The organism is Geminicoccaceae bacterium, from assembly GCA_020638465.1.
Lineage (GTDB): Bacteria > Pseudomonadota > Alphaproteobacteria > Geminicoccales > Geminicoccaceae > JAGREO01.
Genome location: JACKIM010000001.1, coordinates 846,195 through 866,000 on the forward strand (window position 1 = coordinate 846,195; position 19,806 = coordinate 866,000).

The 19,806-nt window shown below is 62.6% G+C and carries 20 protein-coding genes and 2 pseudogenes; 9 read left to right on the forward strand and 13 right to left on the reverse strand.

Annotated elements, in window-relative coordinates; all coding sequences use genetic code 11:
* Positions 1-161 precede the first annotated feature (161 nt).
* The 5 genes from acs (at position 162) to H6851_04025 (ending at position 5,805) form a co-directional block, all read left to right on the forward strand.
* Positions 162-2,093, forward strand: a complete 1,932-nt coding sequence (gene acs / locus H6851_04005; protein MCB9942773.1) for an acetate--CoA ligase — start codon at positions 162-164, stop codon at positions 2,091-2,093.
* Positions 2,094-2,547: 454 nt separating this feature from the next.
* Entirely contained in the window at positions 2,548-3,036 is a 489-nt protein-coding gene (locus tag H6851_04010; protein MCB9942774.1) for a hypothetical protein, read from the forward strand.
* A 395-nt stretch (positions 3,037-3,431) separates the two neighbouring features.
* On the forward strand, positions 3,432-3,785 hold the full coding sequence (locus H6851_04015; protein ID MCB9942775.1) for an HPr-rel-A system PqqD family peptide chaperone: 354 nt from the start codon (positions 3,432-3,434) through the stop codon (positions 3,783-3,785).
* Positions 3,782-4,699, forward strand: coding sequence for an HprK-related kinase A (locus tag H6851_04020; GenBank protein ID MCB9942776.1), 918 nt, complete (start codon positions 3,782-3,784; stop codon positions 4,697-4,699). The genes H6851_04015 and H6851_04020 overlap by 4 nt, the downstream gene beginning before the upstream one ends.
* On the forward strand, positions 4,696-5,805 hold the full coding sequence (locus H6851_04025; GenBank protein MCB9942777.1) for a nucleotidyltransferase family protein: 1,110 nt from the start codon (positions 4,696-4,698) through the stop codon (positions 5,803-5,805). The genes H6851_04020 and H6851_04025 overlap by 4 nt, the downstream gene beginning before the upstream one ends.
* Before the next feature lie 44 nt (positions 5,806-5,849).
* Here the strand turns inward: H6851_04025 and hisN are convergent, their stop codons facing one another.
* Positions 5,850-6,620 carry a histidinol-phosphatase gene (hisN, locus tag H6851_04030; protein ID MCB9942778.1) on the reverse strand — a complete coding sequence of 257 codons (771 nt, stop codon included), beginning with the start codon at positions 6,618-6,620 and terminating at the stop codon, positions 5,850-5,852.
* Positions 6,621-7,092: 472 nt separating this feature from the next.
* Here hisN and H6851_04035 point away from each other — a divergent pair, with 472 nt between their 5' ends.
* Both H6851_04035 and H6851_04040 read left to right on the forward strand, forming a co-directional pair.
* Complete coding sequence (locus H6851_04035) at positions 7,093-7,401, forward strand: hypothetical protein (GenBank protein ID MCB9942779.1); 309 nt, start codon at positions 7,093-7,095, stop codon at positions 7,399-7,401.
* Between the two features lie 246 nt (positions 7,402-7,647).
* Complete coding sequence (locus H6851_04040; protein ID MCB9942780.1) at positions 7,648-8,337, forward strand: hypothetical protein; 690 nt, start codon at positions 7,648-7,650, stop codon at positions 8,335-8,337.
* 41 nt (positions 8,338-8,378) lie between these two features.
* Here the strand turns inward: H6851_04040 and H6851_04045 are convergent.
* Positions 8,379-9,179, reverse strand: a pseudogene (locus H6851_04045) (IS630 family transposase).
* 304 nt (positions 9,180-9,483) lie between these two features.
* Between H6851_04045 and H6851_04050 the strand changes: the two are divergent.
* Both H6851_04050 and H6851_04055 read left to right on the forward strand, forming a co-directional pair.
* On the forward strand, positions 9,484-9,759 hold the full coding sequence (locus H6851_04050; GenBank protein ID MCB9942781.1) for an AbrB/MazE/SpoVT family DNA-binding domain-containing protein: 276 nt from the start codon (positions 9,484-9,486) through the stop codon (positions 9,757-9,759).
* Entirely contained in the window at positions 9,746-10,135 is a 390-nt protein-coding gene (locus tag H6851_04055; protein ID MCB9942782.1) for a type II toxin-antitoxin system VapC family toxin, read from the forward strand. Before H6851_04050 ends, H6851_04055 begins: the two co-directional genes overlap by 14 nt.
* 80 nt (positions 10,136-10,215) lie before the next feature.
* Here H6851_04055 and H6851_04060 read toward each other — a convergent pair whose 3' ends face one another.
* The 11 genes and pseudogenes from H6851_04060 to trbB all read right to left on the reverse strand — a co-directional run bounded on the left by H6851_04060 (position 10,216) and on the right by trbB (position 19,690).
* Positions 10,216-10,437: a DUF2274 domain-containing protein gene (locus tag H6851_04060; protein MCB9942783.1), complete on the reverse strand. Its 222-nt coding sequence runs from the start codon at positions 10,435-10,437 to the stop codon at positions 10,216-10,218.
* A 3-nt stretch (positions 10,438-10,440) separates the two neighbouring features.
* Complete coding sequence (locus H6851_04065) at positions 10,441-11,571, reverse strand: TrbI/VirB10 family protein (protein MCB9942784.1); 1,131 nt, start codon at positions 11,569-11,571, stop codon at positions 10,441-10,443.
* Positions 11,561-12,565: a P-type conjugative transfer protein TrbG gene (trbG, locus tag H6851_04070; protein MCB9942785.1), complete on the reverse strand. Its 1,005-nt coding sequence runs from the start codon at positions 12,563-12,565 to the stop codon at positions 11,561-11,563. Before trbG ends, H6851_04065 begins: the two co-directional genes overlap by 11 nt.
* The gene (locus H6851_04075) at positions 12,562-13,251 is read right to left on the reverse strand and encodes a conjugal transfer protein TrbF (protein ID MCB9942786.1); all 690 of its coding nucleotides are present in this window, start codon (positions 13,249-13,251) and stop codon (positions 12,562-12,564) included. The genes trbG and H6851_04075 overlap by 4 nt, the downstream gene beginning before the upstream one ends.
* On the reverse strand, positions 13,248-14,600 hold the full coding sequence (gene trbL, locus H6851_04080; protein MCB9942787.1) for a P-type conjugative transfer protein TrbL: 1,353 nt from the start codon (positions 14,598-14,600) through the stop codon (positions 13,248-13,250). The genes H6851_04075 and trbL overlap by 4 nt, the downstream gene beginning before the upstream one ends.
* Before the next feature lie 3 nt (positions 14,601-14,603).
* Positions 14,604-14,852, reverse strand: coding sequence for a putative entry exclusion protein TrbK-alt (trbK-alt, locus tag H6851_04085; GenBank protein ID MCB9942788.1), 249 nt, complete (start codon positions 14,850-14,852; stop codon positions 14,604-14,606).
* Positions 14,853-14,862: 10 nt separating this feature from the next.
* A complete protein-coding gene (gene trbJ, locus H6851_04090) occupies positions 14,863-15,618 on the reverse strand; it encodes a P-type conjugative transfer protein TrbJ (GenBank protein ID MCB9942789.1) in 756 nt (251 codons plus the stop codon).
* Positions 15,615-18,071 (reverse strand): annotated as a pseudogene (locus H6851_04095) (conjugal transfer protein TrbE). Before H6851_04095 ends, trbJ begins: the two are co-directional and overlap by 4 nt.
* A gap of 10 nt (positions 18,072-18,081) precedes the next feature.
* The gene (locus H6851_04100; GenBank protein ID MCB9942790.1) at positions 18,082-18,363 is read right to left on the reverse strand and encodes a VirB3 family type IV secretion system protein; all 282 of its coding nucleotides are present in this window, start codon (positions 18,361-18,363) and stop codon (positions 18,082-18,084) included.
* The gene (locus tag H6851_04105) at positions 18,363-18,695 is read right to left on the reverse strand and encodes a TrbC/VIRB2 family protein (GenBank protein ID MCB9942791.1); all 333 of its coding nucleotides are present in this window, start codon (positions 18,693-18,695) and stop codon (positions 18,363-18,365) included. The genes H6851_04100 and H6851_04105 overlap by 1 nt, the downstream gene beginning before the upstream one ends.
* Positions 18,692-19,690, reverse strand: a complete 999-nt coding sequence (gene trbB, locus H6851_04110) for a P-type conjugative transfer ATPase TrbB (GenBank protein MCB9942792.1) — start codon at positions 19,688-19,690, stop codon at positions 18,692-18,694. The genes H6851_04105 and trbB overlap by 4 nt, the downstream gene beginning before the upstream one ends.
* Positions 19,691-19,806 lie beyond the last annotated feature (116 nt).

Genomic DNA, 19,806 nt, shown 5'->3' on the forward strand with positions numbered 1-19,806 from the left:
GGATAAGCCCGGTATGGCCCCTTGCGATGGTCAACCGTCCAGGTCCCGCCGCTTGCGGCAAAACGTCGTGGCGTCGTTGAGTTCCCGGGGTCTAAAATGTGAACAAGTTGGCGACCAATGGCGCATGAGCGCCGAACGGCCGCTGTATCCAGGGAGGTTCAATGCAGAACATTTACAAGGTACCCGAGTCTCTGAGCAGGACGGCGCTTGTCGACAACGCGCGCTACCGGGAGATGTATCGCCAGTCCATCGAGGATTCGGCGGGTTTCTGGGCCGAACAGGCCAAGCGCCTGGACTGGTATACCGAGCCGACCCGGATCAGGGATGTCGACTTCGCCAACGATGCGCGCATCCGCTGGTACGAGGACGGCGCGCTGAACGTCAGCTATAACTGCATCGATCGCCACCTCGACAACCGCGGCGACCAGACCGCGATCATCTGGGAGGGCGACGATCCCTCGGCGGATGCCCATATTACCTATCGCGAGTTGCACGACCAGGTCTGCCGCCTCGCAAACGTGCTCAAGGACATGGGCGTCAAGAAGGGCGACCGGGTCACGATCTACCTGCCGATGATACCGGCTGCGGCCTACGCCATGCTGGCCTGCGCACGTATCGGGGCTGTGCATTCGATCGTCTTCGGCGGCTTCTCGCCGGACAGTCTCGCAGACCGGATTGACGGTTGCCAGAGCGGAGTCGTCATCACGGCCGACGAAGGATTGCGGGGCGGGCGGAAGGTACCGCTGAAGGCCAATGCAGATGCCGCGATCAATCGCGCGCCGCATGAGGTCAAGGTACTCTGTTTCCGCCATACCGGAGGAAAGGTGCCGTGGAACGCCTCGCGCGACATCGATGCAAACAAGGCCATGGAGGCGGCGAGCACCGACTGTGAGCCGGAACCCATGAACGCCGAGGATCCGCTGTTCATCCTCTACACTTCGGGTTCGACCGGCAAGCCGAAGGGTGTGCTGCATACCACCGGCGGCTACCTTGTCTATGCGTCGATGACCCATGAATATGTGTTCGACTACAAGGACGGCGACATCTACTGGTGCACGGCCGATGTCGGCTGGGTCACCGGCCATAGTTATATCATCTACGGGCCGTTGGCCAACGGTGCCACCACGCTCATGTTCGAGGGAGTGCCCAACTATCCGACCATTTCCCGGTTCTGGGATGTTGTCGACAAGCACAAGGTCACCATCTTCTATACGGCTCCGACCGCCATCCGTGCATTGATGCAGAAGGGTGACGAACCGGTAACGAAGACATCACGCAAGAGCCTGCGTTTGCTCGGTTCGGTGGGCGAACCGATCAATCCGGAGGCATGGCGCTGGTATTACGAGGTTGTTGGCGAAAGCCGATGCCCGATTGTCGACACGTGGTGGCAGACCGAAACCGGCGGCATTCTCATCACGCCGCTACCGGGTGCCATCGACCTCAAGCCCGGTTCAGCGACGCTGCCGTTCTTCGGCGTGCAGCCGGCACTTGTGGACAATGAGGGGAACCTGCTCGAAGGAGCGACCGAAGGCAATCTGGTCATTCTCGACAGCTGGCCGGGCCAGATGCGGACGGTCTATGGCGACCACGAGCGTTTCGTGCAGACCTATTTTTCCACATTCAAGGGAATGTACTTCACTGGCGACGGCGCACGCCGCGACGAGGACGGCTATTACTGGATCACAGGCCGCGTCGATGACGTCATCAATGTCTCGGGCCATCGCATGGGAACTGCCGAGGTCGAGAGCTCGCTGGTCGCCCATCCCGCTGTATCGGAAGCGGCCGTTGTCGGCTTCCCGCACGACATCAAGGGTCAGGGCATCTACTGCTACGTCACGCTTCAGGCGGGCCATGCCGCCACCGACGAGTTGCGGCGGGAGCTCGTCCATCACGTCCGCAATGATATCGGCCCAATTGCCAGTCCCGATTTCATCCAGTGGGCACCGGGCCTGCCCAAGACCCGCTCGGGCAAGATCATGCGCCGTATCCTGCGCAAGATCGCGGCCAACGAGCACGAACAGCTCGGTGACACCAGCACGCTGGCCGATCCTTCCGTGGTCGACGATCTGGTCGCGAATCGCAAGGGCAGTTAGTTGACCCCGATCGGGATACCACCAACGGGAGCGGCCTGAATCGGCCCTGACCGTTCATTGAGGGGCCGGACCGAGGCGACATGTCGTCCCGGTCCGACCCTTCTTGGTCTTGTTACCCATGGTTGTGAACAATATCATATCATATTGATTGCCGGAGAAGAAGATGACCGACAGGAGACCGGAAGGCCGTCATTTCACAAAGTGATCGAAGATGGAAGAATCGCCTTACAGGTGTAAAAGAAGAATAGAAGCCGGTTTATTTCATCTCCAAATTTATATTGCTCAAGAGACTCTGTAAATTGAGTGCTATGGTATGATGCGTCCGTTTCTATCCCTATTGAGGATGGAGCGGGTCAAAGCTAGTTTCCAGAACAGAGATTGAAGCGCCCTGCGCCGTCAGGGTGCGATGTCACGCTGACTGCTTTTGGGCCCGCCTGATGGCCACAAGGCGGAAATGACTGCATATTTGGAGGATTTGCTCGTGGAATCGCCTCATTCAAAAGCTCCTGAGAACCAGGACGACGTTGCGCGGGCTGTCCTTTCAGCGGGTCGAGAGCGGCCGGTGAAACGCGACGGAAGTGTCCACAGCCGTCGTCGCCTGTTGGGCATGGGTGCCGGCATGACACCCTTGGTGCTTACCTTGGCAAGTCGCCCGGCGCTCGGTAACGAATGCACCAACTCCGCCCTGCTGTCCGGCAACAATTCGACATCGACGCGCCGTGATCCCAACTATTGCTATTATCAGGAACTCGATCCGATTTCTTCGGCATTCGTGGCTGAGCAACAGCGGATCACGACTGAACTCAATGCCGCTTGGGCCGCCGGTGACTCAACTCTCGCAGCCCAACTGCAAGATGAGTACTATGCCTTGGTCGACGATTACAATGCCCAGATGGCTGCCCTGAAGTCGAAATACAGCGTCTATCCGGGTTTCAGCGCCTGATCATTGTCTGCATCCGGTGAATTGTGCCACGCAAGGACAAGGGCGGCTTCCCCGGAAGTCGCCTTTCCTTTTGATCCGAACGAAAACATGACCAACGACCATGTGCCCCATAGGGTGATTTTCTTCATGGCAACGCAGAAATCCTGAGCCGATCCGGTCCATAATCATTTTCCGATTGGTCGGAAATCTGGCGGATGGCGTGATCAACCGATCTAAACCGGCTGTTAACCGCAACGTCACATGATCCCGCAGGTTAGGGCTGTTCCCCACCCGGGTGACATTGGCGGGGTGAACGTGACGGTCAGCGCGACGGACCGGCAAGGCCCTTGTTCCTGTTCCGACCCATCGGGATAGGGTACTGGTGGCGTTCGATAGACGGTCGACGGGAGTGATGGATGAGCGGCAGGTCTGTGCGATTATCGGCAGAATTCGGTGAAACGCTGACCATGCGCGCATGGGCTGGCGAAGCCGTGATCTATGACGACATGACCGGCGACACACACTTCCTCGCCGAAAAGGCTCTCAGGCTCGTGCGCCTTCTCGAACAGGGCGAACAGTCGGTGGAAGCCATCGCCAACCTGCTCGACCGGGATTTCCACCCGCCCTCCCCTTGCGGCAGCCGGCCACTGCCGGATCTCCTCGAACAGCAGACCACGGGCAATATCCACACGGAAGCCATCCTGGCCAATCTCGTTGAAATCGGCGTGGCCGAGCCCTGTGTCGATGGCATCGTGCGAGGGCGGTCATGAGACTGGAAGAGCGCGGCGCGCGCTGGTGTCGCGATGCCCTCGCCGGCGACGGGCTGAACCTGCGCCTCGGACCATTTCGCGTCCGTGCAAGCTCACCGATCGCCTCGCTCGGCGATGAACTGTACGAGCTCTACGCAGCTCATGAAATTCTCGACACCGATGAAACCTGCGATTTTGATATCGCGCTCTCCACCAAGGGCGGCATTCGTCGTTTCTGGCGACCGCAGGTCACGTTCACCAGTGATGGCACGCCACCCTTTTATCCCCTTCCGCTCGATCAGGCCGCCGCCTTCTTCGAGTGGGGGCTGAATTGGTGCATTGCCTCCCATGGCCACGACCATCTCGTCATCCACGCCGCCGTCCTGGCCAAGGATGAGCGCGCCCTTGTCATGCCCGCTCCCTCCGGTGCCGGAAAGAGCACGCTGACCGCCGCACTGGCATTTTCCGGCTGGCGGCTGCTGTCCGACGAGCTTGCGCTGATCGACCTTGAAAGCGGCGCGGTACGTCCCCTTGCCCGGCCGATCAACCTCAAGAATCGTTCCATCGACATCATCGGAGAGCGCTTCCCCCATCTCAGCTTCACCGGCGTTGCCGAAGGAACCGTCAAGGGCAAGGTCGGACTGTTGCGACCGCCCGACGACAGCGTGCGCCGGATGCGCCAGGAAGCACGTGTGAACTGGATCGTGCTGCCGCGCTACCTTGCCGGCAATCCCGTCCGCTTCAGTCCGCTTTCGCCGCCCCGCGCCCTCATGCAACTGGCAGAAAACGCGATGAACTACTCGATTCACGGCCGTCGGGGCTTCGACCTGCTCTGCTCCCTCGTGGACAAGGCCCGCAGCTTCACCTTGCTCTACAGCAATCTCGACGATGCCTTGCAGGTCCTGGATGACATGACTGACGGAAGATTCGCATGACCGACGTTGCCTTGCTCGTCCAGGTGCTGCGTGACCCGTCGACTGCCTGCGGCCTGGACGGAAAGGCATGGGACACGCTTCTGCGCCAGTCGCGCAGCGCCGGCGTATCGGGCAAGCTCGGCCTGCTGCTGGAGGCGGCAATGCCGCGGGCGAACATCCCCGAGGCCGTCCGGCGCGCCACGGACAGCGCCCTTACCATCGCCGCCAAGATCGAGCGCGATGTGCGCCTCGAACTCTACGTTCTGGCCGAACTCTTCGCCGACATGCCGGAACCGGTCATCCTGCTCAAGGGCACGGCCTACGTCGCCGCCGGACTGGAGGCTGCACGCGGACGCGTGTTCGGCGACATCGACATCCTCGTCCCTCAGGCGTCACTGGCTCCGGCCGAGAGCAGACTCAAGCGGGCCGGCTGGTCGTTCGGGCCGATCGATGCCTATGACGAGCGCTACTACCGCTGCTGGACGCACGAGTTGCCGCCCATGGAGCATCAGCTTCGCGGCACGCTGATCGACGTGCATCACGCGATCCTTCAGGAGCGGAGGGCAGCTCCCGACGCGCGGGTCAGGATGATCACCGATGCGCAGGCCCTGGACGACCGCTTCCGGGTCCTGCAACCGGTCGACATGGTCCTTCACGCCGCCGCCCACCTCTTCAGCGACGGCGAATTCGACAAGGGACTGCGCGACCTGCTCGACATTGTCTGGCTAATCCGGGATTTTGCCGTCCGCGATACCGGCTTTTGGGATGCACTGCTGGAACGGGCGACTGTCATGCGGCTGCGCCGGCCCCTCTATCACGCCCTCGATCACGCCTCGCGCCTGCTCGGGCTGGAGGTACCGGTCTCGGTATTTCGGGGGCTCGACGGCGAGAAGCGGTTCGACCCGATCATGCGGCCGGCTATGCATCGCGGACTGATGCCGCACCACCCCAGTGCCGCGGACGGCCTGACACAGCTGGCTCACCACTTCCTCTATCTTCGCGCCCACTACCTGCGCATGCCGCTTGCCAATCTGGCCCTACATCTCGCCCGCAAGGCGCTGCGGCGCGACCCCGTTCGCGAGAATCATCCCGCACCCGGTGCACCTCCGGCACCCCAGCGCGGCTGAGCCTGCCCCAAACGGGACGAGGAGTTGCCTGGTGCCGGAACCGCTTACCTGGCAAGGACATCCAGCACCTGAGCATGCAGTTCGCGCGAGGCGGTGGCGAGCACGTCACCGCCCGATTCCAAAGTCAGCGGCTTGCCCGACCAGTCGGTGATGACTCCGCCGGCCTCCTCCACGACCGTCACAAGCGCCATGTAGTCATAGGGTTGCAGACCAGCCTCGATCATGATGTCGATATGCCCTGACGCGAGCTGCGCATAGGCGAAACCGTCATAGCCGTAGCGATGGAGACGGCCATGGCGGAAAAGCCGATGCATCCGCTCGCGCATGCGGTCGTCGTCAGGGTCGTGCCCAGCTATGTAGACGATGGCGTCATCAAGTTTTGCACAACCACTGGTGTGGATCGGAGCGTCATTGAAGAAGACTCCACCACCGCGCACCGCATGATAGCGCTCGGCGAGTGCCGGCACGTCGATGATGCCGATGACCGGTTGCCGATCATCGAGCAGGGCGATAAGCGTCGTGAAGAGCGGCATGCCGGTGATGAACGATCGGGTGCCGTCGATTGGATCGATGACCCAGATGAAGCGGCGGTCGAGTCCCCGCTGGCCGTGCTCCTCGCCATAGATCCCGTGGTCCGCGCAACGGGCGTCGAGAACCGCTCGCATGGCCAGTTCGGTCTCGCGGTCGGCAACGGTGACCGGCGACAGGTCGCCCTTGGTATCGACAGCCAGCGGCTTGCGAAAATAGCGGAGCGGAACCGGTCGCGCCGCATCCGCCACCTCGATGGCGATGCTGGCAAGTTCATGAATGACCACACCCCATCCTCCCGCAATTCGGCCTCAAGCCCATAATGCAAAATCCCTGCAATGACCAGAGGACCTACCGTAATCCTCCAGTGAGACTTTCAGTTACCCACAAGTGAAGGTTTTGATTCATTCGCGGCTATGACGACCACCGGATCAATGTAACTGCTTCTGTGGTTGCCGCCCGTGATGCAAGAAGATTTCGAACCGATTGGTCGTGTGATCGAATGCGGTCTTCTGTCAGGCCTTTGATGGCGGCGCTTTCAGAAGCCGCTGGCCGGTATGGTGATCTGCGGATCGGGTCCAACTCTCACCGGAGGACTTGCCGTCCTGAGCAGTTATCTGGTTTTCCCGATCCGGATCTGTTCGATCGTTGCGCCCATTCGAATCGTCGACTTCTCACTCCCCGTTGACCGATGCTAGCGTTGGCGGCTTGATCGTCGCTCAGGCCGCAGCCAGCTCCGGATCCCGATAATCCTCCTGTTTGGTCAGCATCGCCCAGATCGCCCGCGCCATTTTGTTCGCCAGTGCGATGGCGACCAGCATCCGTGCCGATGTCGACGCGCTCGACCAGCAGCGCCACGATGCGGGTCTGTTCGGCGGGGAACAGTTCGTCCCACAGCGGATCGAGCTGCTACAGGGCTGCTCGGGCGTCGGTTTCGGTGATGTTGGTGTCGGCGCGTGCTGCCTTCCACTTGCCCACGATAATCTCGGGCTCGCGGAAGACGGCACGCAGTTGGTCGATGACGGCGGCCTCGATCTCGCCCGCAGGCACGCGGCCCACGGGGCATGACCCGGCACCATGCTTCAGCACCGTCTGGCTGACGTAGTAGCCGTAGAGTTTTCCGCCTTTGCGGGTGTGTGTGTCGGCGAGAACGCGGCGCCATCGGGACTGAAAAGAAGCCCCTTCAGCAGCGCGGGTGTATCGACGCGGGTCCGAGTCGCCCGTTTGCGCGGACTCTCTTGCAGGATCAAATGTACCCGGTCCCATGTCTCACCGTCGATGATCGCGTCGTGCTCGCCGGGGTAGCTGTCACCCTTGTGGACCGCCTCGCCGATATATGAACGTCCAACCGGCACATCTCGCCGGGTGCAGATTTGCGACATCAAATACAAACAACGACCGAAGGCAGTTGAACGCATCTTTTGGACGAGCGGCTTAGCCGATGCGCTTGATATTGACGGGGCCTATGTTGCTACGACCGTGCGCAAAAATCTTCGGTCGGTGGCAGAGAAGCTCGACCTACAACTGATCGATAGCACGGACATCCAGCGCATTCAGAATAACCAAACCATTCTCTACCCGGAGAGAATGGGCGATGAACAATTGATTGCTGAGTTGCAGGCAGTAGATAAGAGCTTCCGAAACAAGAACCTACAGGACGCACGAATTGACATTTTGTCGGCCCTTTCCGAGGGATTTGGCGCTCCATCTGCGGTCAGAGCGCTGGAGGGGTTTTCACGCTTGGCCACCGCAGCCGCTACATATCATCCAGACTCGCAAGCGGCTCGTTCGGCAGGTCGTCTGATATACCTTGCTGGAGCCATTGCCTGCCAAAGCCTCGATTATGTGAGCGTGGGTGCAGCCTTTCGGACAATGGATGAGAGGCGTGATCTCATCCTGCGGGCCGTGCGACTTGGAGCGTTGGGTGACGAAGATGGTCAGCGAACCCTTCGCATGGCGATGGCGCTGGTCGAGAAATACGCGCCCGGTGGCAGAGGAACGTAAGCGGCCGCCGGTTGACGCCTACTGGGTTTGGTGTCTGAAATCTAGTGGAATGATTCCAACATTTGGAACCCGCGATTTCGAGTAGCGATGATTTCGTTTGGGTCGGCGCGCCATGTGAATGGCTTTGCCTCGGTGTCGTTGTGCTCTGTTATGAAGCGCTGGATTGCGGCTTGCAGGTCGGCGACGGAACTGAAGGCCCCGTATTTCAGCCTGCGCTTTGTCAGCTTGGCGAAGAAGCCCTCGACGGCGTTCAACCATGACGCCGATGTTGGCGTGAAATGAAAGGTCCAGCGGGGGTGGCGTTCGAGCCAGCGCCTGACTTCTTGTGTCTTGTGCGACGAGACATTGTCGAGCACGACATGCACGGTCTTTCCGGTCGGGATTTCCTGTTCCAGCGTGTTCAGGAAGCGGAGGAACTCCTGGTGCCGGTGGCGCGCCATGTTCTGCCCGAACACCTCGCCGGTCAGCACATTCAGTGCGGCAAAGAGCGTGGTCGTGCCGTTGCGCTTGTAGTCATGCGTCATGGTCTCGACGATCGGGCGAGACGTTCGATGACCAGGGCCGGAACATTGCCGATGGAACCAGGGACAAGCTCTTGTGTCCGGATCGCATCGATAGGGCCTGTCCACGCCTTCGCTACGAAACCGCTCCTGCCAGCGCCAAACGCATTTCTTCGACTTCCCCGTCGCGCGCGCAATCGCCATCGTGCCGAGACCATCACCGCTCAAAACAACGATCCGGCAGCGCCAAACATGCTTTTGCCGCGTCGACGGATGCAATGCGATCCCCTCAAGCCGAGTGCGATCTTACAGCGATAATGTCAAACCCGTTCCTGTGCTCATCACTCAATCTCGCACAACCGGAACCAATCGTCTCGATCAATCCACTAGTTCATGGGCCAGGAAAAGCAAAAACCTCCGCGGCGGGGCCTACGGAGGTTTCGCAATTATCGTTGGTTGCGGGGGCACGCAACTACCGATGCCGACACTCATTACAGGCGGCGATTTAGGCGGACCTCGCGCCGCCATTGAATCTACATCGGCGGCGACATAGCCGGAACACCGGAACACCCTACCCCACGCTCCCACTTGCACCAAACCAGCATCTCCACTATCTTACCCTTGTCTTACTTCTGGATTCGAACCCATGGCGCAACCTGACACGCTGATCACGACTGTCTCGACCAAGGGCCAGGTCATCCTGCCCAAGGCGATCCGCACGCATCGGAAATGGGATGCCGGCACGCGGCTTGTGGTCGAAGAAACCCCGGATGGCGTCCTGTTGAAACGCGCGCCCGCCTTCGCGCCAACCCGGCCCGAGGATGTCTTCGGCATGCTGCCCTCCGCTGGCGCGCCGAAATCGCTTGAGGACATGGAGGCCGGCGTGCTGGCCGAGGCCCGCCGACGCCATGATCGCAATTGATACGAACATCGTCGTCCGTTACCTGACCGGCGATCACCCCGAGCAATCGAAGCGCGCCCGCGAGATCGTCGACGGCCAGCCCGTATTCGTGCCTCTGACGGTGGTTTTGGAGACCGAGTGGGTGCTACGCAGCGCCTATGGCTACAAGCCGGAGGCTGTCGCGCGGGCCATGCGCGCCTTCGGCGGCCTGCCGGGGGTGTCCATCGAGGACGCAGCCATCGTGGCCGCCGCGTTCGACCACGCCGAGCGGGGCATGGACTTCACGGATGCGCTGCACCTTGGCCTTTCCGAAACACATGGTGCGCTTCTGACTTTCGACCGGAAGTTCGTGAAAGCGGCGAAAGCGGTAGGGGTCGATTTCGTCCACGAGGCCTGACGGGCGTCCGAATCCAAGCAATGTCATGGCTTGCAGCGTTCCAGTATTCCTGATGCGTCTGGCGCCGATACCAGCCATTTTCAAAGCATCGTCTTTCGCGCCTTGGCAAAACCTCGATCCGTCGCAATAAACCGCTCCAGCATGGGCACGATCAGCCTGATGGGATCGGCGATGGTCTGGCCGGTTTCACGGGCCAGCACCTCGGCATAGGCGGTAAGGTCGCGGTGGAGCGACGCGGGCAGTTCCAGCGTCACCTTGACGGGCTTGTCGTCGGGCAGCGGGCCGAGTTTCAGTTTTGTCATGGGTCAGTCTCCGGTTGGCTCAAACACAAGATCGCGGGTGACGATAATCCTGACCGGGAAGCCGGGGCGGATGGTCAATGTCGGGGCGACCTGCAACTGGCGCTGGACGATCTGCTGTCCGGCCTGATTGATGGTGTCCTGCGCCCCGTCGCGGATGGCGCGGATCAGGCGGTCTTCGCTGTCGCTGGCGAGTTCCGTGCCGATGCCCAGCAGCGTGGAGAGACCAGCGGCCTTCATCACATCCCACCAGTGATGATCGACGCCATCCTCCAGCCCGGCATAGCCGCTGGCATCCGCGCCCGGCAGGCGTTCCAGCACGATGGAACGGCCGCCGGGCAGGATCAGGCGGTTCCAGACCAGCAGCACTCGGCGCTGCCCGAAGCCTACGTCATCATCATACTGGCCGATGATGCGCGTGCCCTGCGGGATCAGCAGAAGGCTGCCGGTCGGGCTGTCATAGACATTTTCCGTCACCTGCGCGGTGATCTGACCGGGCAGATCGGAGCGGATGCCGGTAATCAACGCGGCAGGAATGACGGCCCCGGCCTGCAGGATATAAGGCGAGGCCGGCGGAGATACCCGATCCGGCGCAACAGTCTGCCGGTCCACGGGGCCGTTGAGGAAGGCAGCATTGCGGTCCTGTGTTGCGGGCTGACTGCCGGACTCAAAGCCCGCCAGACTCGGCATGGCCGTGCTGGCTGGTGCCCCAGTGCGCGGGCCAGACTGGAAAAACACGCCGCTCATGCGTGCGGCTTCTTCCTCGGCGAGACGGCGCTGTTCTTCTGGATCGACAGCGGGTGTTGCCGTGACGGGCGGCGCAACCGGCTGTCCTCTCTGCTGCGCATCAAGGATCGGCCCGCCCAGATCACCGGGCAGTGCCGGTCCCAGAACCGGGCCGGTATAATCGCTTGGCAGGCCGTTCAGCCCGTCCGCCGTGTTGCGGTTCTCGGTGGAATAAAGTTCGCCGCCGCCCTGTCCGGCATCACGGGTCTGGAGCGCATAGATCAATGCGCCGCCAATGCCGAGAAGTGCAATAGCGCCAACGCCCGCCAAAACTTTCCGCGACAGACGGGTGACACGGGGCGGCTCGGCCCGCAGGCGCATCGGGGCTGCGGTGTCGGTGTTATCGGTCATGGCGGGCCTCCGTGGTAGTGGTGGAATCGCTCGCCACCTTTTGCTGCTGTTCAACGCGGACGATCCTGACCACCTGCTGGCGCTTGCCAGAGCCAAGGCGCAGTTCCGCCGCACCGAAGAGCCGGTCCACGATCAGGATATTCTGGTGGATGCGAGAATTGACGATCTGCGGCTCGCCATCTGCGCCAATGACAAAGAGCGGCGGCATCTCGCCCTGCACGATGCCGCGCGGGAAGACGACATAGACCCGGCGGCCATCGTCAAAGACAGAAACCGGTCGCCATGGCGGGCTGTCACCCTGAACCTGCAATCCGTAGCGATAGTTGCGGGAAGATTGAGCGGGAATGACAGGCGCTGATGGCACACTCGGGCGACGGGTGGCGGGCGTTGCCGGATAAGCCCAGGCAACGGCAGGCATGTAGAGCGAGTCCCGTGCGTGCAGCTCGATCATGTAGCTGCGCCGGTCGGTGGTAACGACAAGGTTGGTGGAAATGTCCGGCCGCGTCGGCTTCACCAGAATCTGGACACGGGCATTTGCGCCAGAGCCGGATTCCGTGTCGCCGATGATCCAGCGAGCGGTATCACCGGCGGCAATCGGGCCTGCACCACTCAGGCGCTCGCCCGGCTCCAGCGCGATGGTGGTGATCTGCCCGACAGCGGCATAGACCTGATAGAGTGCGCCTTCGCTCCAGGGGTAAATCTGGATGGCGTTGTAATAGCCCTCACGGCGCGGCTCGATCCGGGCGGCGGCATTGGCGTTCTGCACCCGGCCCGTGGGCGTGGCGGATGCAGGGCCGCCATGGGCGACGGTCCATGCGGGTGGTGTGTGCAGCGGCTTGGGCCTGTCATCGATTGCAGTGGTCTGCTGCACCCTGGGCAGCGGCGGCACGCTGGAATCATAGCTGAACTGCGGCTGTTTCGTTGCGCAACCGGCCAGCATGGTGGCGGACAGAAGGATGACAACGGCAGAATGCGTGCGGATCGTCATATTCATTGCCCCATCTCCCGTGACCACGAGATTGCATTGACATAGATGCCAAGCGGATTGGCGCGCAGCTTCTCGGCGCTGCGCGGCGGCTGGATGACGATGGTGAGAATGGCCGTCCAGCGTTCAGTGGTGGAAAGCTGGCCGTTCTCGTAATGGCGTTCGGTCCAGGCCACGCGAAAGCTGTCCGGCGACGCCCGGATGACGCTGGAAACCTCGACAGCGATCTGCTGCTGCCCGACCTTGGCGAATGGGTCATTGGCGCGGGCATAGTCATTGAGCGCCGCCGCACCCCGGTCGGTGGTGAACTCATAGGCGCGCAGCCAGTTCTGGCGCACGATGATGGCGTCTGCGGGGATCGACCGCACCTCTTCGATGAAGCGGCCCAGATGAAAGGCGATCTGCGGGTCAGAGGGACGGTAATCGGCTGTGGCGGGCGCGACAGCTTGTGCTTGCCCGAGATTATCGACCTGCACCACCCAGGGCACGACGCTGCCGCGCGCCGATTGCCAGACCAGCGCCGTGGCGAATCCTGCCGACAGGATCAGGCAGCCAAAGGCCATGATGCGCCAGTTCTTCGCCTGCACGCGGGCGGAGCCGATGCGGTCATCCCAGACCTGCGCGGCCTTCTGGTAGGGTGTCTCGGGTTGCGGTGTCTTGCCGTAATGGGCGGCGGGTCGTTTGAAGAGGCTCATGAGCGATCACTTTCGGAAAGGGTAACGGATGCGCCGCCGCCATGGCCGTCACCAGCGCGAACGGCATGGGCGGCCATGGTGGTTCCGTGTGAGAGGGTTTGCCGGTGCTGCATTCGCCGCGCCCAGGCAGGCGGATTGCCGGATGGTTGGGTGGCGGCATCGGCGCTGGCGCTACCAACCGTTCCCATGGTGGAAGAACCGCCGGTCGCGCCGAACCCGGCCTTCGCGCCTTGGGCAAAACTGGATTTGACGCTTTCGGACGCCTTCGCGGCGGTGCGCTTCAACGGGGACGCTGCGGCAGAACCGGCTGCGCGCGCAACGCCGCCCATACCAGATACCACGCCGGATGCCCCGGATTTGCCGAGTGAGCCGACACTATAAGCCGCACTTGCACCACCGGCGGCGGTTGCGCCGCCACGAACGGCGGCGGCTCCACCAGACAGTATTGCAGCGCCGCCCTTTGCGGCCAGCATGGTGCCCCCGCCAGCAGCAAGGGCAGCGCCGCCAACCGCAAGGCCGGTGCCGACTGCGGCGCCCGCACCAAGCTGCGGGCCACCCGAGACAAGCCCGTTGGCGATGCCGGGGCCGAAGATGCCGAGGCCAAGGAGCGACAGTGCGGCAAGAACGATGGCCATGGCGTCGTCAATAGTCGGCGTTACACCACCAAAACCTGCTGTGAATTGCGAGAACAGCGTGCTGCCGATGCCGATGATGACGGCAAGCACCAGCACCTTGATGCCTGAGGATACGACATTGCCCAGCACCCGTTCGGCCATGAAGGCCGTTTTGCCGAAAAGGCCGAAGGGGATCAGGACGAAGCCCGCGAGCGTCGTCAGCTTGAATTCGATCAGGGTCACGAAAAGCTGCACGGCAAGGATGAAGAAAGCCAGCACCACCAATGCCCAGGCGAAGAGCAGGCAGGCGATCTGGATGAAGTTCTCGAAGAAGGACACCCAGCCCATCAGGTCGGAAATGGATTCGAGCAATGGCCGTCCGGCATCGAGTCCGGTCTGCGCCACGCGGCCTGGCCGCATCAGGTCGGCGACGGAAAAGCTGGTGCCGGACGCCATGAGGCCGAGACCGGCGAAGCTCTCGAAGACGATCCTTGCGAGATTGTTCCAGTTTCCGATGATGTAGGCGAAGATGCCGACAAACAGCGTCTTCTTCACCAGACGGGCGATGATGTCGTCGTCGGCACCCCAGGCCCAGAACAGCGCCGCGAGCGTCACGTCGATGACGATGAGCGTGGTGGCGATGAAGGCGACCTCGCCGCCGAGCAGGCCAAAGCCGCTGTCGATGTAGCTGGTGAAGACACCCAGAAAATTGTCGATGACGCCGGTATTGTTCATGGCTCAGCGCCCCAGAAAGCGGTCGCGCGATTGCGCCCAGGCGGCGAGGCAGTCGGCGTCACTGGCCGCCGCCTCGCCGAGTTGCTGACAGCGGCGCAGGCGCTCGCGCAGCGGATCGGCCGTGGGCTGGAGAGCGGATGCCGGACGGGGCGCGGAAGGCTCGTCCTCCCGCGACATCTCGATGGCCGTCGCGGTGATCGCAAGCGCGACGAAGATCACCGCGCCAATGCGGGCCAGATGCTTCCCCTCCATCGGTGCCGCCTCAGTTGAACATCTGCGCATTGCCGGGCTGGTAGCCCGCGCCCGGCGTCAGGAAGCGCTCACGCTGGATGCGGCCCTGTTCGGCGGCGGTGGCACGCTCGGCCTCATTCAAAGCCTCGGCTCGCCCATTCGCCGCCATCAATGCGATGAGGTCGGATAGTTGCTGGGATTGCAGCGCCAGAAGTTGATTACCCGCTTGTGTCGCTTGCAGCGCCCCGGTCGCACCCTGACTGCGACTGACCAGCGCCGACATCTCGGCGCGGTTGGTCTCGATATTGCCGACAACGCCTGCCTGCACGCGCATGGCGTCCTGCAAGCCGCCGACCGTGTTCTGCCAGCGTGAGCGGGCGTCTGCCACAAGCTGCGCCTCGGTCGCGGACAGCGAGACATTGCCGTATTTGGTCTGAAACGCCTGATCGATCTGACCGACATTGAAGGCGATATTCTGCGCCTGGGCGAGAAGCTGCTTGGTGCGCTGGACGTTCTGCTGCAATTGCTGGAGCGACGAATATGGCAGGCTCGCCAGATTGCGGGCCTGATTGATGAGCATCTGCGCTTCGTTCTGAAGCGAGGTGATCTGGTTGTTGATCTGCTCCAGCGTTCGCGCTGCGGTCAGCAGGTTCTGAGCGTAGTTTGAGGGATCATAGACGATCCATGCTGCGAATGCCGGTTGCGGCAGGACCATGGGCACGGCGACAACGGGTGCGGCAAGCAATGCGGCAGCGAAACGGCGGGCGCGAGACTGACGTGACTTCATGATTGGGACTCCTTCTCTGCTTGGGGGATGAGGTTGGTAAGATCGGGGATCAGGTCTGCGGCCCAATCGACGCGGCGCTCGTGCAGCCAGGCGGCGAGGAAACCTTCGCGGCCATTCTCGGCAAAGAGTTCGGCGATGCGGGTCTGATCGGATTTTGCGGATGCGGCGCAAAGCGCGAGGCCGACTTCGCTGAGGCCAAGCTCGAACAGGCGATTGCCGCGCCGCGACTGGCAGTAATAGTCGCGCTTGGGTGTCGCTCGTGCGAGGATTTCGATCTGGCGGTCATTGAGACCGAAGCGGCGATAGATCGCGGTAATCTGCGGCTCGATAGCGCGTTCGTTCGGTAACAGAAGCCGGGTCGGGCAGCTTTCGATGATGGCCGGCGCAATGGCGCTGCCGTCGATGTCACTGAGGCTTTGCGTGGCAAAGATGACGCTAGCGTTCTTCTTGCGTAGCGTCTTCAGCCATTCGCGAAGCTGGCCCGCAAACCCGTCATCGTCGAGCGCCAGCCAGCCCTCGTCGATGATCAGCAGCGTGGGCCGTCCATCGAGCCGGTCGCCGATGCGATGAAACAGATAGGCCAGAACAGCGGGCGCGGCTCCGGTGCCGACAAGCCCCTCGATCTCGAAGGCTTGCACGTCCGCACCGCCCAGATGTTCGGCCTCGGCATCCAGCAACCGGCCCCAAGCCCCGCCGACGCAATAGGGACGAAGGGCTTGCTTGAGGTCGTTCGATTGCAGCAGAACGGCAAAGCCGGTGATGGTGCGCTCAGTGACCGGGGCCGAGGCCAGCGAGGTCAGCGCCGTCCAGATATGTTCCTTGACCTCAGGCGTGATGGCGACGCCTTCGCGGGCAAGAATGGCGGCAATCCAGTCCCCGGCCCAGGCGCGTTCGTGCTTGTCATGGATGCGGGCAAGCGGTTGCAGGGAAACGGACGTGTCCGATCCCTCGGTCAATCCGCCGCCCAGATCGTGCCAGTTGCCGCCCATGGCGAGCGCGGCGGCGCGGATGCTGCCGCCGAAATCGAAGGCGAAGACCTGTGATCCGGCATAGCGCCGGAACTGCAAGGCCATCAGCGCCAGCAGGACGCTCTTGCCTGCTCCGGTCGGGCCGACGACCAGCGTATGGCCGACATCGCCGACATGGAGGGATAACCGGAACGAGGTTGAGCCTTCGGTCTTTCCATAGAGCAAAGGGGGTGCATCGAAATGCTCGTCCCGCGCCGCGCCAGCCCACACCGCTGAAAGCGGGATCATATGGGCGAGATTCAAAGTGCTGATGGGGGGCTGGCGGACATTGGCGTAAGCATGGCCCGGCAAGCTGCCGAGCCATGCATCCACGGCATTGACCGTTTCCGGCATGGCGGTGAAGTCGCGGCCCTGAATGATCTTCTCGACCAGTCGCAGCTTCTCGTCGGCAAGACGCGGATCGGCATCCCAGACGGTGACGGTCGCCGTGACATAGGCCATGCCCGCCACGTCAGCGCCGAGTTCCTGCAAGGCCATGTCGGCATCGAGCGCCTTGTTGGCGGCATCGGTATCCACCAGCGCGGATGCCTCATTGGTCATCACTTCCTTGAGGATCGCGGCGATGGACTTGCGCTTGGCGAACCACTGGCGGCGGATACGGGTCAGCATCCGGGTCGCATCGGTCTTGTCCATCAGGATGGCGCGGGTGGACCAGCGATAGGGAAAGGCGAGCCGGTTCATCTCGTCCAAGAGGCCCGGCGTGGTCGCGGTCGGGAAGCCCACGATGGTCAGCACGCGCAGATGGGCCTCGCCCAAACGCGGCTCCAGCCCGCCGGTCAGCGGCTGATCGGCCAGCAATGCGTCGAGATGCATCGGCACTTCGGGCACGCGGATGCGTTGCTGGTTCGTGGAAATGGTCGAATGCAGAAAGCTCAGCGTCTCGCTGTCATCCAGCCAGCGGCATTCCGGCATGAAGCCGTCCATCAGCGCCAGCACCCGGTCGGTGCGGTCGATGAAACCGCGCATCAGCTCGTGGGGGTTCACGCCCGATTGCGCGCGGCCCTCGTAAAGCCATGTCTCGGCGCGGGCGGCGTCTTCGGCAGATGGCAGTCAGAGGAAGGTCAGGAAATAGCCGGATACAAAATGCGCGCCGACTTCTTCGAAGCTAGCCTTGCGCTCCGCATCGACCAGCGCGGATGCGGGATCGGGAAAGAGGCTTTCGGGATAGGTCGCAGCCTCGCTGCGCTGCGCCTCCACGAATATGCTCCAACCTGATCCCAGGCGGCGGAAGGCGTTGTTGATCCGCCCCGCCACAGCAACCAGTTCGGCGGCGACGGCGCTATCCAGATCGGGACCGCGAAACTGCGCCGTCCGCTGGAAACTGCCATCCTTGTTCAGCACCACGCCCGGCCCGACCAGCGCCGCCCAGGGCAGATAGTCGGAAAGCTGCGTGGCGCTGCGGCGATACTCGGCGAGGTTCATCATGGATGCGCCCTCAGACCGAAAGATGTGCGGGGATGCGCAGATGTCGCCGTCCGACCTCGACAAATTGCGGATCGCGCTTCGCCGCCCAGACCGCGAGGAAGTGGCCGATTGCCCAGATGGCGATGCCGACCAGCCAGAGACGCAGGCCAAGGCCCACGGCGCCGGCCAGCGTGCCGTTCATGATGGCGATGGAACGCGGTGCGCCGCCAAGCAGGATATGCTCGGTCAGCGCCCGGTGGACCGGGACGCTGAAGCCGGGCACGGCGTCCAACTGTTCGAGAGCGACCGCCATCACACCAAGGCTCCGCCGCCGAACGAGAAGAACGACAGGAAGAACGAACTGGCGGCAAAGGCGATGGAAAGGCCGAAGACGATCTGGATCAGGCGGCGGAATCCGCCCGATGTGTCACCAAAGGCCAGTGCCAAACCGGTCATGATGATGACGATGACGGCGATGATCTTGGCGACCGGGCCTTCGATGGATTGCAGGATGCTTTGCAACGGCGCTTCCCAGGGCATGGACGATCCCGCCGCATGGGCGGGCGCGGCCAGTATCAGGCTGGTCGCAGCAAAAGCGGCGGCGGTGGCGAGGCGCTGATGACAGCGCATGGCGATATGGATCATAAAAGGTCTCCGGTTGCGTGAGTGGTGGTTGGGGAAACTTCGATGGGGCTGATGCGGTAATCGCCGTCCGGCCCCAGCCCTTCGACGCGGGCAAGTTCGGTCAATCGGCGCGACGAACCGCGACCCGACAGAACGGCGACACAATTGATGGTTTCGGCGATCAGAGCGCGCGGCACGGTGACGACCGCCTCCTGAATGAGCTGTTCGAGGCGGCGCAGCCCGCCGATGCCCGATCCGGCATGGATGGTGCCAATCCCGCCCGGATGGCCGGTGCCCCATGCCTTGAGCAGATCAAGCGCTTCAGCCCCGCGCACCTCGCCGATGGGGATGCGATCCGGGCGCAAGCGCAGACTGGAACGCACCAGATCGGAAAGCGTCGCTACGCCATCCTTCGTCCGCATGGCGACAAGGTTGGGCGCGGCGCATTGCAGCTCGCGCGTATCCTCAATGATGACGACGCGATCCGAAGTCTTCGCCACCTCGGCCAGCAGCGCGTTGGTCAGCGTTGTCTTGCCGGTCGAGGTGCCACCCGCCACCAGAATATTGGCGCGGGTCGCGACATTGAGCCTCAGCGCCTCCGCCTGAAACCGGGTCATGATCCCGGCGGTGACGTAATCGTCCAGCGTGAACACGGCGACAGCGGGCTTGCGGATGGCGAAGGCCGGTGCGGCGACAACGGGCGGCAACAGCCCCTCGAATCGTTCGCCGGTCTCCGGCAATTCGGCGGACACGCGCGGACTGCGCACATGCACCTCTGCGCCGACATGATGGGCGACCACCCGGACGATGCGCTCACCATCGACGGCGGACAGGCGCTCGCCCGTATCGGCCAGCCCTTCCGACAGCCGGTCGATCCAGAGTCGCCCATCGGGGTTGAGCATCACTTCAACAACAGCCGGATCGTCCAGAAAGCGCGCAATCGCAGGACCAAGCGCCGTGCGCAGCATCCGCGCGCCGCGTGCGATGGCTTCCTCTCTGTGGCTGGTCTCGATCATGTCGGCCCCGGTGCAAAAGTAGGGACGCGACAGGCGATCCCCGGATCGGGGTCGATTAAAAGAGACCGAAAACCGGCCCGATCAACAGCAAATTAAACCCGTGCGGCGCGATGCGG

Coding starts and splice junctions, on each gene's coding strand:
- acs (MCB9942773.1), top strand. CDS start 162: ATGCAGAACATTTACAAGGTACCCGAGTCTCTGAGCAGGACGGCGCTT.
- H6851_04010 (MCB9942774.1), top strand. CDS start 2,548: ATGACTGCATATTTGGAGGATTTGCTCGTGGAATCGCCTCATTCAAAA.
- H6851_04015 (MCB9942775.1), top strand. CDS start 3,432: ATGAGCGGCAGGTCTGTGCGATTATCGGCAGAATTCGGTGAAACGCTG.
- H6851_04020 (MCB9942776.1), top strand. CDS start 3,782: ATGAGACTGGAAGAGCGCGGCGCGCGCTGGTGTCGCGATGCCCTCGCC.
- H6851_04025 (MCB9942777.1), top strand. CDS start 4,696: ATGACCGACGTTGCCTTGCTCGTCCAGGTGCTGCGTGACCCGTCGACT.
- H6851_04050 (MCB9942781.1), top strand. CDS start 9,484: ATGGCGCAACCTGACACGCTGATCACGACTGTCTCGACCAAGGGCCAG.
- H6851_04055 (MCB9942782.1), top strand. CDS start 9,746: ATGATCGCAATTGATACGAACATCGTCGTCCGTTACCTGACCGGCGAT.
- H6851_04060 (MCB9942783.1), bottom strand. CDS start 10,437: ATGACAAAACTGAAACTCGGCCCGCTGCCCGACGACAAGCCCGTCAAG.
- H6851_04065 (MCB9942784.1), bottom strand. CDS start 11,571: ATGACCGATAACACCGACACCGCAGCCCCGATGCGCCTGCGGGCCGAG.
- trbG (MCB9942785.1), bottom strand. CDS start 12,565: ATGAATATGACGATCCGCACGCATTCTGCCGTTGTCATCCTTCTGTCC.
- H6851_04075 (MCB9942786.1), bottom strand. CDS start 13,251: ATGAGCCTCTTCAAACGACCCGCCGCCCATTACGGCAAGACACCGCAA.
- trbL (MCB9942787.1), bottom strand. CDS start 14,600: ATGAACAATACCGGCGTCATCGACAATTTTCTGGGTGTCTTCACCAGC.
- trbK-alt (MCB9942788.1), bottom strand. CDS start 14,852: ATGGAGGGGAAGCATCTGGCCCGCATTGGCGCGGTGATCTTCGTCGCG.
- trbJ (MCB9942789.1), bottom strand. CDS start 15,618: ATGAAGTCACGTCAGTCTCGCGCCCGCCGTTTCGCTGCCGCATTGCTT.
- H6851_04100 (MCB9942790.1), bottom strand. CDS start 18,363: ATGGCGGTCGCTCTCGAACAGTTGGACGCCGTGCCCGGCTTCAGCGTC.
- H6851_04105 (MCB9942791.1), bottom strand. CDS start 18,695: ATGATCCATATCGCCATGCGCTGTCATCAGCGCCTCGCCACCGCCGCC.
- trbB (MCB9942792.1), bottom strand. CDS start 19,690: ATGATCGAGACCAGCCACAGAGAGGAAGCCATCGCACGCGGCGCGCGG.